The organism is Ochrobactrum sp. P6BSIII (assembly GCF_014138065.1).
Taxonomy (GTDB): Bacteria; Pseudomonadota; Alphaproteobacteria; order Rhizobiales; family Rhizobiaceae; genus Brucella.
The window spans coordinates 56,747-78,822 of sequence record NZ_JACGXB010000011.1 but is presented as its reverse complement, the minus strand read 5'-3'; the positions used below and the strand labels follow the sequence as shown (position 1 = coordinate 78,822).

Genomic DNA, 22,076 nt, shown 5'->3' with positions numbered 1-22,076 from the left:
TTCAAGCACAGTTATCGCTTGTAATCCCAAAGCGACTTATTGCTTGAAGAAACGGCAATGGCACCCTGTTTCATTGCCGTAGCAACATCGGCCTCATTGCAAATAAAGCCGGAAGCCACGATAGGCGGGAGGCGGCGCTTGTCCTCTGCAGACAGGTACCCCAGCATCGGCGATGGCATGATCTGCACCAGATTGGGTGCGCTTTGCGAAATTGCCTTCAGACTACGGGGCCATGTGGAACGGTCGGTCACAAAGACCTTCTGCATGGTCAGTAGGCCGCATTGCGCGGCCTTCTGGATTGTTGGAACGCGGGTCGATAGCAAAACTGAAATGCCTATCTCGGCAAGGAACTCAATAGCTCCCTTATCCTGCGACAGGCCTTCGCAACTGTCGATGTTCAGAACGATCAGCTTGTTGCTTTTCTTCAGCGCATTCAGCACTTCAGCCACATGGCGCAGGGCGATATTGGCAACAATGCCAACTTGCGCCTTGCTTTCCAGGAAAGCCTGAAGATTGTCCACGCCGTAGAGCGTTGCCATGACTGGCGCCCGCAAAAGCCGCTCACCGATCGTTCTGTCCAATGTCATTCCATCATTTTCCGTCTCTTGGCATGTCGAGCGAAAGTCCAAGCTTGCCGGGGTTAAGCAGATTGTCTGGATCGAGCGCCTTCTTCACTGTTTCCAGCAGCGGAAATGCTGATCCCAGAGCGTCCTTCATGTAAGGCGCACGGAGCAGCCCGACACCATGATGATGGCTCAAGGCCGCACCATACTTGATTAGAACGGCATTGGCAGCATCCCATGCAGCACGATACCACTCTGCGCGCTTTTCTACGTCCACGTCACCGCGCAGCGAGAAATAAAGGCAGGCGCCGTCGACATAGGCATGCGACTGATGCGCCGATCCCGCCAGTGTACCCGGCACGGCATTGATGGCAGCCACGACTTCATCGTAGATCGCAGGCAGATCGCGCCAGCATCCAGTCATTTCCAGCGTATCGGCGACAAAGCCGGGGCTGCGTTTGAAGCCCTCGGCGCTCTTGCCGGTCAGATAACGCGTATCGAGCCATTTCTCGAAAATCGTATCACCATCAAGCTTGTCACCAAGTTCAGCGCAAACCTTCTCGCTGATCGCCATCACAGCATCGACCATTTCCTGCGCGCCTTCGTCGGCAATCAGCAGCACGTTGCTTTCCGGCAGACCGAACTGCACGCCGCTTTCCAGCTCATCGTAGAGACGAAGCGCTGCCGGATTGGCACCGCCCTGCATGATGCGACGGCAAGCTTCCAGACCGATGGCAAAGCTTTTGAAGCCATAGGCAATCGCGCGCGCATAGTCTGGAAGGCGATGCAGTTTCAGGCGCGCCTTTACGATAATGCCGAGCGTGCCTTCCGAGCCGATAAAGATCTGCTGCAAATCGGGCCCGATTGCTGCGCGGGCATAGTTTCCAACCGTCACCAGCGAACCATCGGCCAGCACGACTTCCATGCCGTAGACCATATCCTCAATCTTGCCGTAGCGCGTCGAAAGCTGACCCGCACCGCGGCAGGCAATCCAGCCACCCACCGTGCTGATACCGAATGAAGACGGCCAATGCCCCATGGTCATGCCAAAGTCGCGCTGGATCATTTCCTCAAAAATATCACCAAACATGCCGGCTTCAACTTCAACGATCTGGCTGTCCGCATCGAAGCTGACAAAACGGTTGAGATTGCAGACATCAAGCACGATACCGCCGCGCAGTGGCAGCGCCGCGCCAGTAACGTTGGAGCGCCCGGCAGAGACCGTGACCGGAACCTTGGCTTCATGCGCAAGGCGCATAACGGCCTGAACCTGCTCCACCGTCGAAACGCGAACGAATAGACCGTCAATCGTTGCAGGCTTTCCGCCCGTTTCCGCTACCATCGTGCGCGCCCACCAATCGCGTGTGTTCACGACGAAATCTTCACGCGAGGTCAGAACTTCATCTGCAACGCCCTGCAGCTTCTCAACGAGAGCTGCTTCCACCGAAATGGTGTTCTGAGCCAGATCGGCCTTGGTGCCGATTTCGTTGATGCTGCCAGCATAGTGCGGCTGTGTCGGGGCGCCGACAACATAATTTCCGCGATTGTAACCGCGCTTGATGGCTTCCTTGCTGATCATGTTCAGTTCGCTCCTGTGAGAATGGATTTTTCTTTTTCGGTCGCGGCCACATAGGCGGCGACCTGACGGTCGATTTCGGCCTGGGAGAGACCGAGTTCATCACCCAGTAAGGCGCCAACCCTTGCCGCAGCACGGGCAGAGGCATCGCGCGCCATCAGACGGGCGCGCATACGACGCGACAGCACGTCGTCAATGGTTCGGGCTAGTTCGTGCCGTGCGGCATAGACGACTTCACCAGCAGTATATGGCAGTCCCTCGACCAGTGGTTCGGCGAGTTCAGGACGTGCGGCCATCAGATCACTGACAAAGCGCGATTCCGTACCGTAACGCTCACCCAGATGCGCCTCCATACCGCCGGAGGCCACGATTGCCTGAGCGTCGTATCCGGCAGCACCCAGCAGAAATGCCTTCTTCGTGATGCAGCGACGACGATCGCTGAGAACTTTCGCCGCAGCATCTACAGTCTGTTCAGCCATATGGCGCGAAGTCGTCAGCTTGCCCCCCACAATCGTGACGAGGCCGTCAGGCGCAACATGCACGGAATGATCACGTTTGACATCCATGGTGCTGCCACCTGAGGAAGCAGCCACCAGCGGGCGACAGCCCGCAATGCTGCCGACGACATCATCCGGTGTCAGGTCGATATTGAGCGCGCTGCACGCGCCCTCGATCAGAAAATCGAGCTCGCGACGCGTGCAATGCACATCATCGAGATCGCCCTGATAATCCTCGTCGGTCGTGCCGAGATAGGAGACGTTCCCCCAGCGTGTAATGGTTGCGCGGCGGCTACGCCCCGGTACGGGCACCGTCACGGTGCAGTCGTTGCGGATTTTCAACCATGGGATCGCGACATGAACCCCCTTGGCGGGACGGACATGCAACGGTTTTTCGCCATCCCTGCCAAGCCCCATCCAGTCTCGCAGCCATACCCCAGTCGCCATGATGACGGTCTTGGCGCGTACCCGGATTTCCTTGCCCTCGACGGTATGAACGATAGCGCCATCGACCCGGCCCGAACTGCGGGTAATCTCGGCTACCTTCGAATGGTTGAGGACCGTGGCACCGTAAAAGCCAGCGGAACGGGCCAATGCCAGCGTCAAGCGCGCATCATCGACGCGGGCATCGAAATACATGAGGCCACCGCGCAGATATTCGTCCTTGAAGGTAGGGCAATGCGCCAGCACTTCCGCAGCAGTCAGTTTCTGATGCAGGATGCCTTCACGCCAGCCGCCAACCAGATCATATGTCCAGAGCAAGCCTTCGAACGCCTTGGCGAAGCGTGCATCAAACACACCATCCCGCTCCAGAATGGGAAACAGGAAAGGCAGGCGCTGCACAAGATGACCGGCATTGCGGCGCAGGCGCTGGCGTTCCAGCAGGGAATGGCGAACCAGACCAAGATTGCCCTGTTCGATGTAACGCAAACCGCCATGCACCATCTTCGACGATTTCGATGACGTGCCGGATGCAAAATCATCTTTCTCGACCAGCGCAACACGAAAACCGCGCAGACTGGCATCGAAGGCGCAGTAAGCACCGGTCACGCCGCCGCCTACGATCAGAATATCGTAAGTTTCACTGGCAAGACGGTCTTCCTGTTCCGACCGGTTCAGCCGTAGCGGCTCGGTGCGGATCATCCGGGCGCGATCCTTGTCCGCGCGCCGGGAGCGCAGATTCAGCATTTCAACTCCTGTTTAATGATAGTGACCCGACTGAACGCGTGCGACTTCCTCATCAGTAAGGGAGTGCCATCGCGCTCTACGGTCCTGTCTTTCCGCGTCGCTGGTCCTGGGGATAAATAGATTGCCCTCTGGCAGCGTGGCACGAGCTTCCGAAAGATCGCTCCAGAGCAATCCATCGCTGCCTGCCAGAAATGCTGTGCCCCGCAGGCTCGCACGATCCTGATCCGCCATGCGCCGCACCGGCACACCACTGAGATCAGCCTGCAACTGCAGCAGCGTATCGCTGGAGGAAAGCCCACCGCCTGCCACGACTTCCCGTACAGAGACGCCAGCCACTTCCGCACTCGCCTCCGCACAGGAAACGACCGAGTTTGCGATGCCTTCGAGAATGGCATGAGCAAGATGCGCTCGACTATGCGCCATTGAAAGCCCGGTCAGTGATGCGCGGCCATCCGGAACGATGTTCGGCTGGCGCAATCCCGTGAGCGTCGGCATAAAGAAAAGGCCATCGGAAGACGGTACTGTTGCAGCCAGTTCGCTGATCTCTTTTGCATTCTCGAACCAGCGCATTTCATTGCAGAGCCAGTTGAGTGCCGAACCCGTTGTAGCCGCATAGGTTTCGACCGCGAAATGCGAGATATTTTCGCTCCGCCAGGCCGTCATGGTGAAAGTCGCTTCATAAAGGCCAGGATTTTTAGGCGTCTGCTTTCCGATCACAAGATCGACAAAGCTGCCCGTACCATGCACGCACATGACCTGCCCCGCATCATGACAGCCAAGACCAACAAGACCGCCCAGCTGATCGCCGCATGATGCCTTGATCGGCACGCGGATACCCAGGATATCGTGGCGTGTATAACCGAAATCGTCTGCGTCCTGTTTCAGTTCGGGCAAAAGTTCCAGCGGAAAATCCTGCGCCTCGATCCAGTCCGTGAAGTAGCGGTTCTCACCGAGAATATAGGCCCCCGCAGAAGTCGCATTCGTCGGCGTGGTGACGGTTTTGCGTTCTTCGGACAAGTTCCACAATAGCCAGCTGTCTACTGTACCAAAAGCAAGCCGCTTCGCCTTCCATGCCTCACGCACAGCAGGCGTTTCCCGCATATGACGTGCAGCCCAAAGATAGATCGCTCTCCCGCCAACCGGGCGGCCGGCAAGCGGAACGAGTTTCGCGTTCCATTTGGCCGCGAGCGGTTTCAACTCATCAGCATAACGCGAATCCTGCCAGACCATAGCTGGAACCAGCGCCTGTCCCGTTTCCGTATCCCAAAGAACACCGGTTGCGCGTTGCGTGGCGATTGCCATTGCAACGATCTCCACTCCCGCATCGCGCGCTGCGGCAATCGTCTTGCCGCAAACTTCGATGGTCTTTTGCAGGAGAACATCGGCGTCCTGTTCCACCACGTTGTGTCGCGGTGAAGAGACGGCAAGTGTCGTGTAATTGACCGCGGAGACAGAACCGTCGGCCGCGACAAGCGCGGCCCGGGTTCCGGACGTTCCTTCATCAATGGCCAGAATGGCCTGTCTGCGTCCGTTCACATTATCCTCCGTTGTTACCGGTCGCCTTCGAACTGCGGCGCGTTCGGCTCATCATCCGGGCTGATCTTTGTGCGGGTCGGATCCCATTGGATGACCGAGCAGATGATGCAAGCAATCAGCGGTACCACCGACAGGATCAGGAAGGTCGTGCCGAGACCGTAGTTCTCACGGAAGATCGGGAAAACCAGCAAGCCGAGAGCAGCACCCATGGCACCAAGCGCACCGATGATACCGTTGGCGCCTGCACGCAGTTCGCTGCGGAATGACAGTGACGAAAGGCTCTTGCCGTTGGCCCCCGGACCACCAGAGTGAAACAGGATGAACAGCGAAGGAACGATCACCGCAAGCCAGGTCGGCATGGTGTCATGGAACAGCCCCATGATGACCAGCATGACGAAAACTGCACCAAAGCCGATGGCCGAAGCCCGACGCAAGCCAAGTACCCGGCCAATCACAGGCGAAGAGAAGCCACCAATAATGCCAAACAGATTGAATACGAGTGTACCCAGCATCGCGTAGAGAAAGTCCTTGCCAAAAAGGGCCGCACTGATGAGCGGCAGGTACCAGCCCACTGCAAAATACTGGATTGACTGTCCGATTTGCACGGTCGCGGCAAGAATGGTGCGCGGCAGATAGATGCCGCGGAAAATCAGGGCAACATTGGCGATACCACGACGGGCCTGATTGAGCACCGGCAAACGGTCTTCCGGCAGAGCGGCAACGAAGTCACGATGATAGATGCGGGTCATCGCACGGGCAGCGTCTTCCAGCTTTTCCTTGCGGGCAAGCCAGATCGGGCTCTCAACCATGAACATTGCCTGAAGCGCCATAATGACAAAGGCAAAGACACCAGTGGCGGCAACGGAATAGCGCCAGATCGAGTCACCCACGTCCCAGCTATAGAACAGCATGGCCAGAAGCACATTGGTACAAACTGCGGTGTACCAGATGCCCTGCCAGGTATTGAGGCGGCTGCGCAGGCTTGCAGGTGTAAACTCGGCAAGCACCGCCATGGCAATTGCAAAGTCGATACCGTAGGCAGCACCGACAAAAAAGCGTCCCATGAGGATGACTTCATAGGAATGGGCCGTCATCACAAGCACCGCTCCGATAAGAGCAAGAAGCTTTGCGAAGATCAGCGGGCGCATACGGCCCCAGCGGTCGGCGATCCAACCACCGATTGGGTTGAACGCAATCGACACCCAAGAGGCAAATGACGTCATCAGCGCGACCTGCGCTGCGTCCAGTCCCAGATCGCGGGTCATTGGCCCAAGCCCCGCGCTCAGCGCCGAATTGGCGAAGGCATCCAGGAACAGGCCACCAAGCGCCAACCACCAGATAATACCGGCGCGGCCTCGAATACCGTCATTTGCATCAATGTAGGAAATAATATCCGGCACGCCCCTAAGGGCTATTTTGCTTCCGTGCATTACGGCGTCCTCCCAACGTCGCTATGACATCTGCAAGAGGACTTATCCGGATTCCAGACGCAATAAGACCAACCTTGCAGATGGTCTTAAATCTTCAGTCTGCATGTGCGGTTATAGCCAATTTTTAAGAGGAGTCAATGCGCCAGTTGATCACTGAAAAACAATGACTGGATAGCTGTATCCAGCGCTTGCCTCAATTTTGCACTGTACTGAAACGCCAAGGATGCCAGTGTTTTGTCACGGAATGAGAGCTTTCTGCCTCGCGCCATCGTCCTGATTCAAGATCGCAAGTAAAGTGATAGGCCACAAATCCAAAAATGTTTCAGCACCTGCGCCAACCATCAGTTTCCGGCAAGCATTTTTGCAAGCATGAAGCCCGAGCCCGCACCCGTGCCAGCGCCGGGCCAAGTGGAGGCTCCGCACATATAAAGCGAGCGGACGGGCGTCTTGTAGCGCGAGTAGCCCGCAATGGGACGGAACAGAAAATTTTGGTCGAGATGGTGTGAGCCACTTAGATTATCACCACCGATAAGATTGGCATTCTCACGCTCAAGGTCTGCGGGAGAGAAGACCGCGCGAGCCCGGATCATGTCACTAATGCCCGGTGCATAGCGCTCGAGGATTCCGATCACCCTATCGGCATAGGCATCCTTCACACTGTTCCAATCCCTGCCCGTAATCTCGCCGACAGCGTCGCCTTTGATCTCCACCGGGAGGACACGCACCTGAACCCAAAGAACATGCTTGCCCTTGGGCGCGCGCGATGGATCAATGGCAGTAGGCTGACCAACGACAAGTGCCGGCTCTCCCGGCAGCAATCCATCCATAGCTTCCGCGTAGACGCGTGCCATCATGGCGAGGTCGGGGGCAACATGGACATAAGCGAAACGCTTGAGTTCCGCGCCCGCAGACCAGTTTGGCAGTTCGTCCATAGCAAGATGGATCATCATCGTGCCAGGTCCGGCACGAAAGGCATCTGTCGCCTTATGAACCTTCTGCGGGATGGCGGACGGGGGTAGCATGTCACCGCCAAACAATACTCTGGGGTTGAGGTTGGCTATCACCGCGCGTTTAGCATTCAATGCACGTCGATCGGACAAAACCACACCTGTGGCCCTTCCAGCCTTATCGAGGCTGATCTTTTCGACATGTTGACCGAGGATGAGTTGGCCACCATTCTTCTGAAGAAGCCCCACCATCGCGCGAATGATCGTATCGGCTCCCCCTTTGCCTATGACCATGCCGAATGCCTGATTGGCCATTGATTCAAGATAGGGAAACAACGCTCCGCCTGCAACGTCAGGCGCAAAATCGAGATGTAGCCCCCAGGCGGCCATCATAGCTTTGAGTTTGGGGCTTTTGAAATTCGCATCGAGAAAATCACGTGGTGTCGCCAGCAGAAGCTGTCCGATGCGCCACAGATTATCCATGCCGAGAGAGCGATAGGCCTTCCAAGCCGTCTTTGCTGCGGCCAGTGACGGCATCGGCGAGCCCAGCAAGCCGAAAATATGCGGCGCGTTGCGCTCGAAATCAGACAGCATCTCTGCCCACGCCTCGGCATCGGCAGGTGACAGTTCTGCAATCTTGGCGTTTGTTACGGTCACGTCGCTGGAAACACCCAGGTGGGTGCCGTCGCGAAAGACGCTTGCAAAGCAATTTTGTGCGGGTACGAATTCGAGACCTTGCGCGGCGAGATCTGCGGCATAGGTTGCGTGGAAGGCCGAACCAGCGAACATCGACAAGTTCATGGCAGCCCAGTCATGACGGAAGCCCGGCTCCGTCAGCTCCAGGGTTTTCACCGCCCCGCCGGGAGAAGCCGCAGCCTCCACAACAGCAACGCGCCAACCTTTTGACGCCAGATGCACTGCTGCCGCAAGACCATTATGCCCTGCACCTACGACGACAGCATCCAACTCCAAGTCGTTGCCACTCATTTAGCCCCCCCATTATTTTCAAATGCATACAACTCCGTAAGTCGATAGCGGCCGCACCTCTGACGTCTCAGACCTAAATCAAGCGATGACCGCGAGCGTTGAAGGCTCGTGAAGTCACGATACGTCGGAAAGTTCGACTTTGAGCGCAGGCATTTCATTGCATTCACATATGATATCTTTTAAGCTTCAAGAAAATTCATATCAAGCTTTTTAAAGAAGCGAATGAGGGGGAAGTCCATGTCAGAGATTTCTTTGTTGGACTTCAGGGAACAGGCCTGCCGATACTCGCACTGCTGACGAAGCAATCGATAAAGAAACGACGTGGCGCTGACCAACGGCCAACTTCAGGGGAGCGACGAAACATGGCGACACATGACTATATCGTGGTCGGTAGCGGCATAAATGCACTGGTAGCTGCTGCCATACTCGGCAAGAAGGGCAAGAAGGTTCTGCTGCTCGAGCGTAATGACCGGCTCGGCGGCTGCCTGCGCACTGAAGAGATCACTGCGCCGGGCTTCCACCACGATGTCATGGCAACGACAATGGTGCTCTTCCTGACCTCGCCTGCTTATGGCGCACTTGGCAAAGACCTGGAGGCCCGCGGCCTCGAATTTGCCCATGCCGACCTGCCGACCGGCGTCGTGCTGGCCGATGGCCGTCATGCGATCCTCTCCAAAGACCGCAAAGCCAATATCGCTGCCTTCGATGCGCTGGCTGATGGCGACGGTATGGCCTTTTCCCGTGAGATGGACCGGATGGGTGCTGATGCACCGTTCATGTTTTCGCTGCTTGGCGGCTCACTTTGGTCCGGTGGTATCTTCAAGACAGTTTTGAAGGAAGCGTGGAAGCGCGGCCCTCGCAATCTCGCCGCCTGGTTCGGCGAGGCGCTTGTCAACGGTCGCCATCATCTCGAAACCACCTATCGGTCCGATGTGATGCGCGGGCTCTTTGCGCCCTGGGTACTTCATTGTGGCCTCAATCCGGAAAGCACTTATTCTGCTGCAATGCTGCGGGTCATCGGCTTTGCCATCGAACTCGCTGGCTGTCCGATTGTCAAAGGCGGCGCCGACAATCTCGTCAAGGCCTTCGCACAACTCATTACGGATCAGGGCGGCACCATCCGTCTCGGCGCGGATGTGGAGACGATAATCGAGGGCCAGAACGGTCAGGCAACAGGTGTCCGGCTTGCCAGCGGTGAGGTTCTTCAGGCAAGCAAAGGCGTCATTGCCTCTGTCACACCCAACCAGCTCTATGGCCGCCTTCTGAAAAATTCCAGCAGACCGCTGCCCTCAGCCGTTTCGGATGGGCTGCAAACCTATCGCTATGGCAAAGGCAATATGCAGATTCACTATGCGCTGAAGTCTCCGCCACGCTGGAAAGGCGGCGAGGACCTGTCGAAAGTGGCACTTTTGCACCTTACGCCCGGTCTCAATGGTGTATCCCGCGCAGCCAATGAGTGTGACCGCGGAATGTTGCCAGCGGTGCCAACCATCTGCGTCGGCCAGCCGACCGCGCTTGACCCGTCGCGCGCGCCAGAAGGTCAGGCAATCCTCTGGCTGCAATTGCCCGAAGCCCCGCGACATATCGAAGGCGATGCTGCGGGAGAACTCGCCACGCCTGCCGATGGGCGCTGGACCGACGAATTGCGCGAACAATATGCCGACCGTGTTGAGCGTATCCTCGCCGAACACATTGAAGGCTTTGCCGAGACGATCATCGCCCGTAAGACCTATTCACCAGCGGATCTTGAAGCGATGAATATGAACCTCGTCGGCGGCGACCCCTATGGCGGGTTTTGCGGCGTCGATCAATTTTTCATCTGGCGTCCATTCAAGTCGTCGGTCAACCACCGCACTCATGTGCCCGGTCTTTATCACATCGGAGCATCGACCCATCCGGGCCCGGGATTGGGAGGTGGCTCCGGCATGTTGCTCGCGTCCTCGCTGAAATAGGATGCAATATGGCTGATGGCGAGTTGGCGTATGTGTCAGTCTCACATGCGCCGGCCCCTCGAACCCATGCAGAATCATATTTCTTTATCTGCATATTCGTGAAACCGCGAATACCAGCACTCAGAGCCAACACTCTCAACGATCTACGGGCGAAGCTGATAGAGTAACAATATGCATAGGCATATGATTCGCCTTAAAATTGCTGTCAGAGTATACAATTCGCTTGCCAGCCAATCGGCGCTATTTTAAGATTAAAGTATTCCGAACAATAAATACCTTGGCGAGTGGGGGAACACTCAAAAAAGCCGGGGATCAGGGGAACGCGGAGCAAATCATGACTGAATTCACCCGTCGCCAGACGCTGGGTATGGGCGCTGCTGCCTTTTTTTCAAGCATACTGGCAGGGCGTGTGCCGGTCCAGGCAGCAGAAGCCGACACGCTCACCATCGCTTTCAATGTCAATCTCCCGTCCTTCGACCCGACCGTCGGTCCATCGGCGGTCAATCCGACCATCCAGGCAATTTACCGCTCGATCTTCGACCAGTATATCGGCCAGAATCCAGACCTCAAATTTGTCCCGAGCCTACTGACCGCATGGGGCTGGAACGACGACAAAACCAAGGTCTGGATGGATGTCCGCGAAGGCGTGACCTGGCATGACGGCTCGCCGTTCACTCCGGAAGACGTTGTCTGGGCGCTGGAGCGCGCCGCCAACGACAAGACCGGCAACCCGATCCAGTTCGTCTGGTCCACGGCTGGCAACTACAAGATTGAAGGCAACAAAATCACCGGCGACGTGCTGCGCTTCGAACCCACCTATTTCATGTGGATGGCTTTCCTCACCGGTTACATCCTGCCCAAAGCCTATTACGAAAAGGTCGGCGCAGAAGGGTTTGAAAAGAAGCCCATTGGTACCGGCCCCTATATGGTTGACGCCTACGAAGGTAATGCCTTCCTGCGGCTCAAGGCTAATCCCAACTACTGGGGCGGCAAGCCGGCTTTCGAAACAGTCATCTTCAAGTTCGTGCCCGATGGCACCAGCCGCGTTGCCGAGATCGAATCCGGCTCGTCCGATGTCACGCTGGAAATCCCCTATGAGGAGTTCGATCGCCTGAAGGAAAAGGCAGGTCTGGCAGGCGTTGCGACCCCGATCTCCGATATTGGCATGATCTTCATCAACAATATCGAGGTTATGAACGACAAGAACGTGCGCTTGGCCGCCTGCCACGCGATTGACAAGGAAGCCATCGTCAAGCGTCTGCTGCGTGGTTACGGCGTGCCAATCGATACGCTCGAGGCGCCGGAATATTCGGCCTACGATCCGTCTATCAAGGTTCCCTACGACCCTGCCCTCGCCAAGAAACTGCTGGCCGATTCCGGCTATTCGACCGACAAGCCCGTAAAGTTCAAGATCCAGACCACGCGGGGCCTGAAGCCGAAAGACTATGAAATGGTTCAGGCCATCGTGGGCATGTGGCGCAAGGTCGGTATTGAAGCCGAGATCGAAGTCTACGAGATCGCCAAGCATTATGAGCTGCGCGCCGCTGACCAACTCGCGCCCGCAGCATTCTATAACTGGGGCAATGCAATCGGTGATCCGACCACCTCTACAGGATTTGCCATGTTTGGCCCCTCCCCGCACTCGGTGTGGAACACAGATGACCTTGACAACATGATCGCACCACTATGGGGTGAGAAAGACGAAGCCAAGCGCATCGCCGGCTGGAAAGCCGTCTGCAAGTATATTGCGGAACAGGGTTACGTGCTGCCGTTGCTGCAATACGCACAGCCAATCGTCTACAAGTCTGCGCTGAAGGTCATTCCAAACGTTTCGGGTGCATTGCAGCCGACCCTCATTTCGAAGGCTTGATTGCACATTGGCCGGGCATCAACTGTGCCAGCCTCCCACTGCTTGATTTGTGTCGGCTTGTTCAGCCGGACACGCTCGCATAGCATCTTCGTCTGCCTGCGTGAGGCTCCATACCCATGCAACTGCTTGCTCTTTCAATCCTGAACCGTCTGGTTCTCGCGGCGGTGACCCTTTTCGGGGTCGCGGTTGTGGTTTTTGTCCTCCTGCGCGTCGTTCCTGGCGACCCGATCGCTATGATGATTTCCCCGGGCGCTACCCCCGAACAGATCGCACAGCTTCGCGCGAACTATGGGCTGGATGGCAGTATCTTCAGCCAATTCATTATCTGGCTAAAGTCACTGCTTTCAGGTGATTTCGGCACATCCATCTCGCTGCGCCGTAATGTTCTGGAACTGCTTTCAGAACGCCTTCCGGCAACCCTCGAGCTGGCATTCGTCGCGCTGTTGTTCGCCATATTGCTCGGCACTGCCGTGGCCGTTGTCGGCACCCTTGTGCGCCGCACGCCAGCCGAACCTGTCATCGATACGGTCAATGGCGTGGTACTCGCCGTGCCCGACTTCGTCTGGGCATTGGCGCTTGTGCTGTTATTGGGTGTGTTCTTCCCGGTCTTGCCTTTATCCGGGCGCATCGATCCAAGCGCGCAGAGCGATTTCGCAACTTCTTTCTATCTTTTTGAAAGCTTGCTGCGCCTGCGTTTTGCCCAGTTCGCTGACATCGCCTCGCATATGACCATGCCGGTGCTGGCGCTTGGCTTACCGCTTGCGGCGATTATCGCCCGCGTGCTGAAGGAGGCGCTCCTCGAAGCAATGGTGCAGGACTATATCCTACTCGCCAAACTCAAGGGCATGTCCTCGCTACGACTGGTGCTACAAGAAGCACTGCGCAATGCCGTTGGCCCAACCATCGCACTAACCGGGGTCCAGTTCACTTTCCTGATTGGCGGCACCGTCATCGTCGAGCGCATTTTCGCTTATCCCGGTATCGGTAATATGGCCATCGACGCCGTCATCAATCGCGACCTGCCGCTCATTCAAGGCCTTGTTCTGGTCTTCGGTGCGCTGTTCGTCATTATCAATATCCTAGTGGACGCGCTCGTCGCCGCATTCAATCCGAGGCTGCGCCATGGCTAAGTCACTGCGTGCTGCGCTTTCCGAACCCAAGGTGATCCTCGGCAGCGGCTTTATCCTCTGTCTGATACTGGTCGCCATCTTCGCGCCCTGGCTCGCGCCAAAGGACCCGCTCGAACAGGACCTGATGCTCGCCACCCTGCCACCGGCAGGCTATGCGGGCACCGAACCCGGCTTCTGGTTTGGTACCGACGACCTTGGCCGCGACGTGCTTTCGCGCCTGATCCACGGCACACGCATCGCCCTGCTCGTTGCCTTCGTCGCCGCAGGTCTTTCAGCACTGGTCGGCACTACACTTGGACTTCTGGCCGGTTGGTATCGCGGTTGGGTGGATGCCATCATCTCCCGCCTCGTCGACATCTGGATGGCATTCCCGCCGGTCCTGCTATCAATCCTGCTGGTTGCCGTCTTCGGCGCGGGTGTTCATTCCGTTATCGCAGCCATCGTTATCATCGACTGGACGCGGTTTTGTCGCGTCGTTCGTTCAGAAACCATGGCACAGGCGCAGATGGACTATGTGACGGCAGCGAAGGTTCTCGGCTTCTCTCGCTTCAAGATTCTGATCGGCCAGATCCTGCCGAATGTTGGCCCGGTCCTGATCGCGCTCATCAGTCTGGAAATGGGCATTGCCATAATCGTCGAAGCTATTCTCTCCTTCGTCGGTCTTTCAGTCTCCTCGGACACACCGACTTGGGGCGGCATGATTGCGCAGGGTCGACAGATCATCTATCAGGGCTGGTGGGTGCTGGTAGCACCTCTCATAATGCTTTTTCTGACAGTTCTTGCCTTCAATCAACTTGGCGACGGCCTTCGCCGCGCCCTTGACCCGATGATGCGCCGATGACCGCACCCCTCCTTTCCATCAATAACCTGTCAGCGGTCTCGGATCGGGATGGCGGCGCAGCCGTTCTTCGCGACGTCGCCTTGACGCTCGAGCGCGGAGAGGTTCGAGGCCTCGTCGGAGAAAGCGGCGCCGGTAAGTCGACAATAGCCAAGGCACTGCTGGGCATTCTGCCGCATACGGTCCGCATTACCGGCGGTGCCATCAATTTTGAAGGCCGTGACCTGCTGACCATGCCTGCACCGCAATTGCGCCAGATCATGGGTAGCGAGATTTTCTTGATCCCCCAAGACCCGCAGACAGCGCTCAATCCCGGTCGTCGCATTGAGGCACAACTAACCGATGGCTTGCGCCTCAAGCGCAGCCTATCGAGAAAGGCCGCCCGCGAGCGCGCGCTCGCCTTGCTGGAGGAAGTGCATATCCGCGACCCCGAACGCGTTTTGCGCGCTTATCCGCATGAGCTTTCGGGCGGCATGCGCCAGCGCGTACTGATCGCATCGGCCTTTGCGCTCGAACCAAAGCTCGTGATTGCCGACGAACCGACAACCGCGCTCGACGTGACCGTTCAAAAGCAGATCCTACACCTTATCCGCGGCATGCAGCGCGCTCATGGGACGGGCGTGATATTCGTGACGCATGATCTCGGCGTCGTCGCCCAAATTTGCGACAGCGTAACGCTGCTCTACTCCGGCAAGGTCATTGAGCAGGGCAGCACTGCGGACGTCCTGCAACATCCCAAACACATTTACACGAAAGCCCTGTTGGCAGCCGGCCCGCGCTACGACCGCCCCGAGGTAGGCCTGGAGCCTGTGCCACAATCGGTGTTCGAACAACTGCGCGCCGAGATCGGACTAACTTGATGAGCAATATGCTTCTCACAGCTCGTGGCATTGAAGTCGCTTACGGTGCAGGCGGACTTTTCAGCAAGTCTGCTGGCCATAAAGTGCTGCATGGCATCGATATCGACATCGAACGTGGCGAGACGATTGGCATTTTCGGCGAATCCGGCTCAGGGAAGACAACGCTTGGCCGGGCGCTTCTGCGCCTCGTCGACACCTCTGCAGGCGAGATTCGGTTTGACGGACAGGATATCACCCACTTGCCCGATAGCAGGATGCGACCGCTGCGTCGACGCATGCAAATGATCTTCCAGGACTCGATGGCGTCACTCAATCCACGCCATTCCATTCGCCGCATTCTGATAGAGCCAATGCTGCTGCACGGCTTGGCCACCAACCCGACTGAGGCTGAGGCAAAGGTCCTCAGGATTCTCGACCGTTTCACTCTGCCCAAGGCTGTGCTCGGCCGCAACGCTCACGAACTGTCTGGCGGTCAACGTCAGCGGATCGGCATCGCCCGTGCCGCCCTTCTCGAACCGGACTTCGTTCTGGCCGACGAGATTGTCTCCGGTCTGGATGTCTCGACGCAAGCGCAGGTTCTCAACCTGTTGAAGGACCTGTCGCGGGACATGGGCTTGTCCATGGCCTTTATCAGTCACGATCTCAGCGTCATCCGCGCCATCTGCGACCGCGTCTATGTGCTTCGTTTCGGCAAGGTAGTCGAGGCGGGGGCCTGTGAACAGGTCTTCGCTAACCCGAAATCGGCCTATACGCGCGCTTTGCTCGACGCAATTCCGTTACCGGAAATTGACCCGGATTGGCTCGAAGCGGAGGCATTGCCCCCGACCCCGTAATGCTCGATCAGCCGTGTGAATAACCTTATCCGCTCCAGTAAGCCCTTCTGTGGTCGTGGTGGAACGTCTGGAATACGGGCATGACCGGCGCAAATCCGATGCGCCAGATTATTGACAGCGAATTGCTTTCAATCCCGAATTGCTTTCAGTACCCTGTCGAAGTGAGCGATCTCTTCCATCGTATTGTAGTGCACCAGGGTTGCCCGAAGCGCGCCGCTATCCATGCTGAGCCCGAACCTCGTCATCAACCGCGGCGCAAACAGGTGGCCGTCGCGGATCATGATACCCGCATCTGCCATGGCCTGAGCGACGTCGGCAGGCTGCTTGCCCGGCACGTTGAAGCAAAAGGTCGGCACACGTTCGGCAATGCGTGCCTCGTCTGACACCCCATAGATGATGGCACCATGCGATTTCAGCACCTTCAGAAGAGAAAGCGACAGCGTCATCTCATAGGCCCTGACAGCTGCCATGCCAGCGACCAGATCAGCGCGACGCGACTGCCCGGACGATGCCTCAAAGTTACGGCCAAGCGCTTCCAGATAGTCAACTGCTGCCCCCATACCCACGGCATTTTCATAGGTGAAAGTGCCCACTTCGATCTTGTGTGGTGGCACGTCGGGTATGAAATCTTCTTTGAAAGTCGGCAAAGCTCTAAGCAGCTCAAACCGACCCCAGAGAAAGCCCATATGCGGAGAGAAATTCTTGTAGCCTGAGCAGACAAGATAGTCGCAATCCCAAGCCTGCACGTCGATCAGGCCATGTGGTCCATAATGGACGGCATCGAGAAAGACTTCCGCACCAGCCGCATGCGCCAACTCCGCGACGCGACGGACATCGACAAGCGACCCGATGGAATGCGAGGCCACGGTGACGGCTACAAGGCGTGTGCGTTGGTTCAGCAGCGGCTTCAGGTCATCGACATGCAGGTTGCCGTCCTCGCGCATCCTCCACCAGACGCATTTCACGCCCTGACTTTCAAGCGCCAGCCAGGTCGAGATATTGGCGTCATGATCCATGTCGGTAATGACAATCTCGTTGCGTTGCTCGATCATTCTGGCGATGCCCAGACTGACGAGCCGGATGAAGGAGGTAGCATTCATGCCGAAAGAAATCTCGGCTGGATCATAGGCGTTGACGAGAATGGCAACGCTCTGGCGCGCATCAGCTATAGCCTGATCCACCGCGCGGCTCGATGCGTACCGCCCTCCTCGCTGCACCATGCGGTGCAGCATGTGGTTGCTAACGGCGTCAATCACGCCTTGAGGCACCTGCGCGCCTGCACCATTATCAAAGAAGATCGGATTGCCCGGCAGGGATAAAGCCGGAAAATGAGCGCGCGCGCGGTCCACCGGAAACGCTCCGGCGCTTTCAAAAGCTGTAGGCATCGAGATACTCTCCCAAACGAATGTCGGCGCTGCTTTCGCGGCTAGTGCATGATCTGCTGGAGGAAGGCTGCAGCTCGCTCGCTCTCCGGCGCAGTGAAGAAATCCTGCGGCTTTGCTTCCTCACAGATCGCACCGTGATCCATGAAGATCACCCGGTCAGCAACGCGACGTGCAAAGCCCATTTCATGGGTCACGACCAGCATGGTCATACCGTCTTCGGCGAGCGAGATCATGGTATCGAGGACTTCGCCCACGGTTTCCGGATCGAGCGCCGAGGTCGGCTCGTCAAACAACATCACCTTGGGCTGCATGCAAAGCGACCGCGAGATTGCCGCGCGCTGCTGCTGGCCGCCCGAAAGCTGCGAAGGGTAGCGATCAGCCAGATGGCCGATGCGCACACGCTCGAGATATTTGCGGGCAAGCTCCTCGGCTTCTTTTTGTTGGATTTTCTTCACCGTCATGGGAGCGATGGTGCAGTTCTCCAGGATCGTCAGATGCGGAAACAGATTGAAATGCTGGAACACCATGCCAACCTCGCGGCGGATTGCGTCCAGCTGTGGACCCTTGCCGTTAAGCTCTATGCCGTCAACGACGATTGAGCCGCTTTCATGCTTTTCCAGTTGATTGATGCAGCGGATGGTGGTTGATTTTCCCGAGCCTGACGGCCCGCAAATGACGATACGCTCGCCCTTCGCGACAGAGAGGGTGACATCGCGAAGCGCGTGATAATCACCGTACCACTTGTTGATGCCACGCATGATGATGGCTGGTCGGTCGGTCGATTTTGCGGAGATTTTATCGGTCATCGTAAAAACCAGTTTTGTCAGCGTCAGCGCACAGTCTTTGCGGTAGCGCTGCGCTTTTCGAGATAGCCGACCAGACGAACCATCGGCCAGAGGAAAGCGAAATAGATGATTGCGGCGCCGATCAAAGGCGTTGGGTTGGCCATCAACGCTTGCGTATCGTTGGCCTGCTTGAGCAGGTCAGGCATGGCAACCACAGAAGCAAGTGCCGTATCCTTGAAGGTGGAGATACAATTGGAGGTCAATGGGGGCACCATGACCTTGAGCGCCTGCGGCAGGATGATTTTGCGCATAGCCTGCCAGAAAGGCAGGCCAAGCGAAACCGCCGCCTCGAACTGGCCCTTTGGCACATTCTCAATGCCGGCGCGGCAAACTTCAGCCGTAAAAGCCGCCAACACCATGGATAGCGCCAGCGTCGCCGAGGTAAAGGACGAGAACGAAATGCCGACGAAAGGCAGTGCGTAGTAGATGAGGATCAGAACCACCAGAACCGGCAGCGCCCGAAAGATATCGATATAGCCAATGGCGATATATTGAAACGGCTTGGGCGCGTAGAGGCGCACAAAGCAGAGTAGCAGGCCGAAAAGGCTACCGAAGAAAATTGCGGTTATGCCCAGAAGCAGCGTGTTACCCAGCCCGAGCAGCAAGATCGGAAAGGACCGGACGAGAATGTCCCAATTGAAAAACGTTTCGATCAGACCCATGGCGTCAATCCGGAAATCCTGAGGTGGTTTGAGAGGCGGCTGCGCCAGTGAACCTGACGCAGCCGCTTGTGTTTACTGCGCGGATGGAACCGGCATCGGCTTGACGGTCGACGTGCCGGCATCCGGTTCGACACCGAACCACTTCTTGTGGATGGCGGCCAGAGTGCCGTCTTCCTTCATTTTGGAAATCTCGTCATTGACCTTCGGCAGGATTTCAAGATCCTTCTTGGCCATCATGGCAAAGCGTTCACCCGTCGGGATACGAACGAGAACCTTCAGAGCTGGCATCTTCTGAATCGCGTACTGGAAACCGGCCAGTTCACCGGCGCCACCCACAATTCGACCGGTCTGCACGTCGAGCAGCAGATCCTGTTGAGCTGCATAGCTTTTGACATCAGCGATGCCAAGCTTTTCGGCATTTTCCTTTGCCCAGCTCTCACCGGTGGTGCCCGCGACAACGCCGATCACCTTGCCCTTGAGGTCTTCCAATGTCTTGACCGAGGAATCGGCCTTGCCAACGATAGTGCCGTCGCTGTCATAATAGGGCTGCGTGAAGGATTGCGTCTTCAGGCGTTCGTTCGTGACCGAAATCGACGAAATGGCAAAATCGACGCGGCCCGAACTTGTGGCGGCAAACAGTGCCTGAAAGCCGAGGGGCTGGAATTCAACATCCATGCCGAGGCGCTTTGCGGTTTCGGTAGCGACATCGACCTCAAAGCCCTCGAAGACGCCCTTCTCGTTCTTGAATTCCCATGGCGGGTTGGCGGCATAGGAGCCGACAACAATCTTGCCGTCCGCGAATGCGGACGAAACCATCAACGACAGGGCTGCAGCTGTCAGAATAGCGACTTTCTTAAACATGGTTCCTCTCTGGACTTCTTGTCTCTGATTATGATCGATAATTATCTGTGCCCGTCACTGCATCAGGCAGCTTGTTTGGGTACGATACGTTCCAGCGCAGTAAAGAGGTGGTCGACCGCATCGGCTGACGTAACCCAACCCGGCGAAAGCCGCATCGTGCTACCGCGCGCATCACAATAGATTTTCTGCTCGCGCAACGCCGATATTACCGCCGCCGGAACAACTTCGGCTGGCAGAGTCAGCATCACGCTGCCGCCGCGTCGCTCATCGTCGACAGGGGAAACGAGCTTCCAACCGAGATTCTGTGCACGTGCGATGATGGCATGAGCGCTAACCAGATTATTCGCACGAATGTTATCGACGCCCTGTTCCATCGCCCATTGGATACCCGGCAGAGAGGCGACAGACGCCAGTATCGCGGGCGTACCGTGATCCAGGCGTCGCGCATCATCCGCAAAGCTAAACCCGTCGAGATCCCAGGAAAACGGGTTCTCCTGGCTGAACCAGCCGCGAAGCTCTGGCCGCAGATCAGCCAGCAATGACGGCCTGACCTGTACGATCCCCGCACCCGAAGCGCCGCATAACCATTTCAGCGAGGTGGAAACGACGAAATCCGGCTCAATTGTCTTGACTGAGAATGGCAAAACGCCGACGCCTTGTGTAATATCGACACCGACCAGTGTTCCCATCGCCCGACCATGTGCACAAAGGGCTTGAACATCGACCTTATGTGAGGTGGTGGATGAAACGAATGTCAGCAGCGCAACACCCACATCATCCTGCCAGCGTGCGATGAAGTCCTCATCGCGCACCCAAGCCTCGCCGGGACGCATAGGCACCGTGTCCAATGTGAAACCAAAGCGCTCTGCGATACCGGCCAGCATGAAATGCAGACTGGGGAAACAATCGGCGGCAACAAGCAACCGCTTACCACGCAACCGCTCTTCCGGCAGTCCACCGATGATACTGTAAAGCGCCGTCGTCACATTCTCGGCTGTGGTCAGCGAGCCTTCCGGCGCATCGATCACACCGCGCCACGCATCAATGAAAGTCTGACGGGCCGCAAGCGCGGCAGGCCATTGGCCATCATCCTCCGCAGACCAAACGGCGGAGAAAGCGGACAAGGCATCCCCCATCTTTTCCGCCTTGCCGGGGAAAGTGCCGATCGAATGATAGAGGAAATAGTCAGACATTTTAGCCCTCAAATATTTTGATCAAAAGATCACAGTATTCGGACGACGTCAATCCGGCTACTTGAGCGAACCGCAAAATTGCATTCTGCGCTACGCTGAATCCATATTAAATCACTGACTTATTTACATCATTTTGAAAAAGACCATGAAGCTCGGAAGCCACATCAACGGCATTATTCCGCGATCAACGTGCGCAAAAGATCCTGCGTATCGCGTATATCCGACACCATGGCTTCGCGGGCACGGCCAGCGTCACGCGATTTCATCGCCGCTACGATACGCCGGTGATTCCGTGTATAAGCCTTGTCGCCTTGTGCCTTCATGCGCGGCTGCACATAGGCCGACAACATGCGCATATACGGTCCATATCGCAACCATAGCGTGTCTATAAGCTGCATGAGAACTTCGGAATGGGAGGCCTTATAGATCAGATAATGAAACTCACGATTGCGGTCGAGCATTGCGTAAACCTGCTCCTCGCCAGCGCAAGCTTCGTGAAGGACGATATTGGCCTCCAGCGCCTCGATTTCCTCCGTAGTGATCGCTTGCGCCGCCAATTCAGTGGCAAGACCCTCCACCGTGGCTCTCGCCTGACAGAGGTCGTCAAGCCTGGCGACGCTGACCGGCGGGACCCGCGCCGAACCATTGCGCGCCACTTCAAGAGCCTTCTCCGCTGCAAGCCGCCGCAATGCTTCGCGCACTGGCATATGGCTGGTATCGAATGTCTGCGACAGCGACGCGATGGTCAGCACCTGACCGGGATCAAAACGACCGATCAGTAGCGCCTCACGCAACTGCAGGTAGACAGCGTCCTGTACGGTCACTCGGCCGGAAACGGGACCAAATCCTTCGTCGAGTGACAACAAACGGACTCCTTGTTTGATTGGCGAACAATACTATGCCGAACTTTTACATGCCCCAGA

At 57.0% G+C, this 22,076-nt stretch carries 18 protein-coding genes; 6 read left to right on the top strand and 12 right to left on the bottom strand.

The window, feature by feature from the left end:
- Window positions 1–11 precede the first annotated feature (11 nt).
- The 6 genes from FHW00_RS16225 to FHW00_RS16200 all read right to left on the bottom strand — a co-directional run bounded on the left by FHW00_RS16225 (window position 12) and on the right by FHW00_RS16200 (window position 8,724).
- The gene (locus FHW00_RS16225; RefSeq protein ID WP_078337391.1) at window positions 12–587 is read right to left on the bottom strand and encodes a glycerol-3-phosphate responsive antiterminator; all 576 of its coding nucleotides are present in this window, start codon (window positions 585–587) and stop codon (window positions 12–14) included.
- Window positions 588–591: 4 nt separating this feature from the next.
- Window positions 592–2,142: an FAD-binding oxidoreductase gene (locus tag FHW00_RS16220; protein ID WP_078337392.1), complete on the bottom strand. Its 1,551-nt coding sequence runs from the start codon at window positions 2,140–2,142 to the stop codon at window positions 592–594.
- A 2-nt stretch (window positions 2,143–2,144) separates the two neighbouring features.
- Complete coding sequence (locus tag FHW00_RS16215; RefSeq protein WP_078337393.1) at window positions 2,145–3,824, bottom strand: glycerol-3-phosphate dehydrogenase/oxidase; 1,680 nt, start codon at window positions 3,822–3,824, stop codon at window positions 2,145–2,147.
- A 12-nt stretch (window positions 3,825–3,836) separates the two neighbouring features.
- Window positions 3,837–5,360: an FGGY family carbohydrate kinase gene (locus tag FHW00_RS16210; protein WP_078337394.1), complete on the bottom strand. Its 1,524-nt coding sequence runs from the start codon at window positions 5,358–5,360 to the stop codon at window positions 3,837–3,839.
- Window positions 5,361–5,374: 14 nt separating this feature from the next.
- Entirely contained in the window at window positions 5,375–6,790 is a 1,416-nt protein-coding gene (locus tag FHW00_RS16205) for an MFS transporter (protein ID WP_078337395.1), read from the bottom strand.
- A 341-nt stretch (window positions 6,791–7,131) separates the two neighbouring features.
- Complete coding sequence (locus tag FHW00_RS16200; protein ID WP_078337396.1) at window positions 7,132–8,724, bottom strand: phytoene desaturase family protein; 1,593 nt, start codon at window positions 8,722–8,724, stop codon at window positions 7,132–7,134.
- Between the two features lie 362 nt (window positions 8,725–9,086).
- Here FHW00_RS16200 and FHW00_RS16195 point away from each other — a divergent pair, with 362 nt between their 5' ends.
- The 6 genes from FHW00_RS16195 (at window position 9,087) to FHW00_RS16170 (ending at window position 16,207) form a co-directional block, all read left to right on the top strand.
- Window positions 9,087–10,676, top strand: a complete 1,590-nt coding sequence (locus FHW00_RS16195) for a phytoene desaturase family protein (protein ID WP_078337397.1) — start codon at window positions 9,087–9,089, stop codon at window positions 10,674–10,676.
- A 334-nt stretch (window positions 10,677–11,010) separates the two neighbouring features.
- Window positions 11,011–12,546, top strand: coding sequence for an ABC transporter substrate-binding protein (locus tag FHW00_RS16190; protein ID WP_182514668.1), 1,536 nt, complete (start codon window positions 11,011–11,013; stop codon window positions 12,544–12,546).
- A gap of 122 nt (window positions 12,547–12,668) precedes the next feature.
- The gene (locus tag FHW00_RS16185) at window positions 12,669–13,676 is read left to right on the top strand and encodes an ABC transporter permease (protein WP_445557883.1); all 1,008 of its coding nucleotides are present in this window, start codon (window positions 12,669–12,671) and stop codon (window positions 13,674–13,676) included.
- Complete coding sequence (locus tag FHW00_RS16180) at window positions 13,669–14,517, top strand: ABC transporter permease (RefSeq protein WP_078337399.1); 849 nt, start codon at window positions 13,669–13,671, stop codon at window positions 14,515–14,517. Before FHW00_RS16185 ends, FHW00_RS16180 begins: the two co-directional genes overlap by 8 nt.
- Window positions 14,514–15,374 carry an ABC transporter ATP-binding protein gene (locus tag FHW00_RS16175; protein WP_078337400.1) on the top strand — a complete coding sequence of 287 codons (861 nt, stop codon included), beginning with the start codon at window positions 14,514–14,516 and terminating at the stop codon, window positions 15,372–15,374. The genes FHW00_RS16180 and FHW00_RS16175 overlap by 4 nt, the downstream gene beginning before the upstream one ends.
- Window positions 15,374–16,207 (top strand): ATP-binding cassette domain-containing protein, encoded by an 834-nt coding sequence (locus FHW00_RS16170; protein WP_078337401.1) that lies wholly within the window; start codon window positions 15,374–15,376, stop codon window positions 16,205–16,207. Before FHW00_RS16175 ends, FHW00_RS16170 begins: the two co-directional genes overlap by 1 nt.
- Before the next feature lie 128 nt (window positions 16,208–16,335).
- Here the strand turns inward: FHW00_RS16170 and FHW00_RS16165 are convergent, their stop codons facing one another.
- The 6 genes from FHW00_RS16165 to FHW00_RS16140 form a co-directional block, all read right to left on the bottom strand.
- Window positions 16,336–17,592, bottom strand: coding sequence for a cysteine desulfurase-like protein (locus FHW00_RS16165; protein ID WP_078337402.1), 1,257 nt, complete (start codon window positions 17,590–17,592; stop codon window positions 16,336–16,338).
- A 41-nt stretch (window positions 17,593–17,633) separates the two neighbouring features.
- Entirely contained in the window at window positions 17,634–18,398 is a 765-nt protein-coding gene (locus FHW00_RS16160; RefSeq protein WP_078337403.1) for an amino acid ABC transporter ATP-binding protein, read from the bottom strand.
- Window positions 18,399–18,421: 23 nt separating this feature from the next.
- Entirely contained in the window at window positions 18,422–19,099 is a 678-nt protein-coding gene (locus tag FHW00_RS16155; protein WP_078337404.1) for an amino acid ABC transporter permease, read from the bottom strand.
- Between the two features lie 72 nt (window positions 19,100–19,171).
- Window positions 19,172–19,960, bottom strand: a complete 789-nt coding sequence (locus FHW00_RS16150; RefSeq protein WP_078337405.1) for an ABC transporter substrate-binding protein — start codon at window positions 19,958–19,960, stop codon at window positions 19,172–19,174.
- A gap of 62 nt (window positions 19,961–20,022) precedes the next feature.
- Window positions 20,023–21,153, bottom strand: a complete 1,131-nt coding sequence (locus FHW00_RS16145; protein ID WP_078337407.1) for an aminotransferase class V-fold PLP-dependent enzyme — start codon at window positions 21,151–21,153, stop codon at window positions 20,023–20,025.
- Window positions 21,154–21,326: 173 nt separating this feature from the next.
- Window positions 21,327–22,016 carry a GntR family transcriptional regulator gene (locus FHW00_RS16140; RefSeq protein ID WP_078337408.1) on the bottom strand — a complete coding sequence of 230 codons (690 nt, stop codon included), beginning with the start codon at window positions 22,014–22,016 and terminating at the stop codon, window positions 21,327–21,329.
- Between the last annotated feature and the right edge of the window lie 60 nt (window positions 22,017–22,076).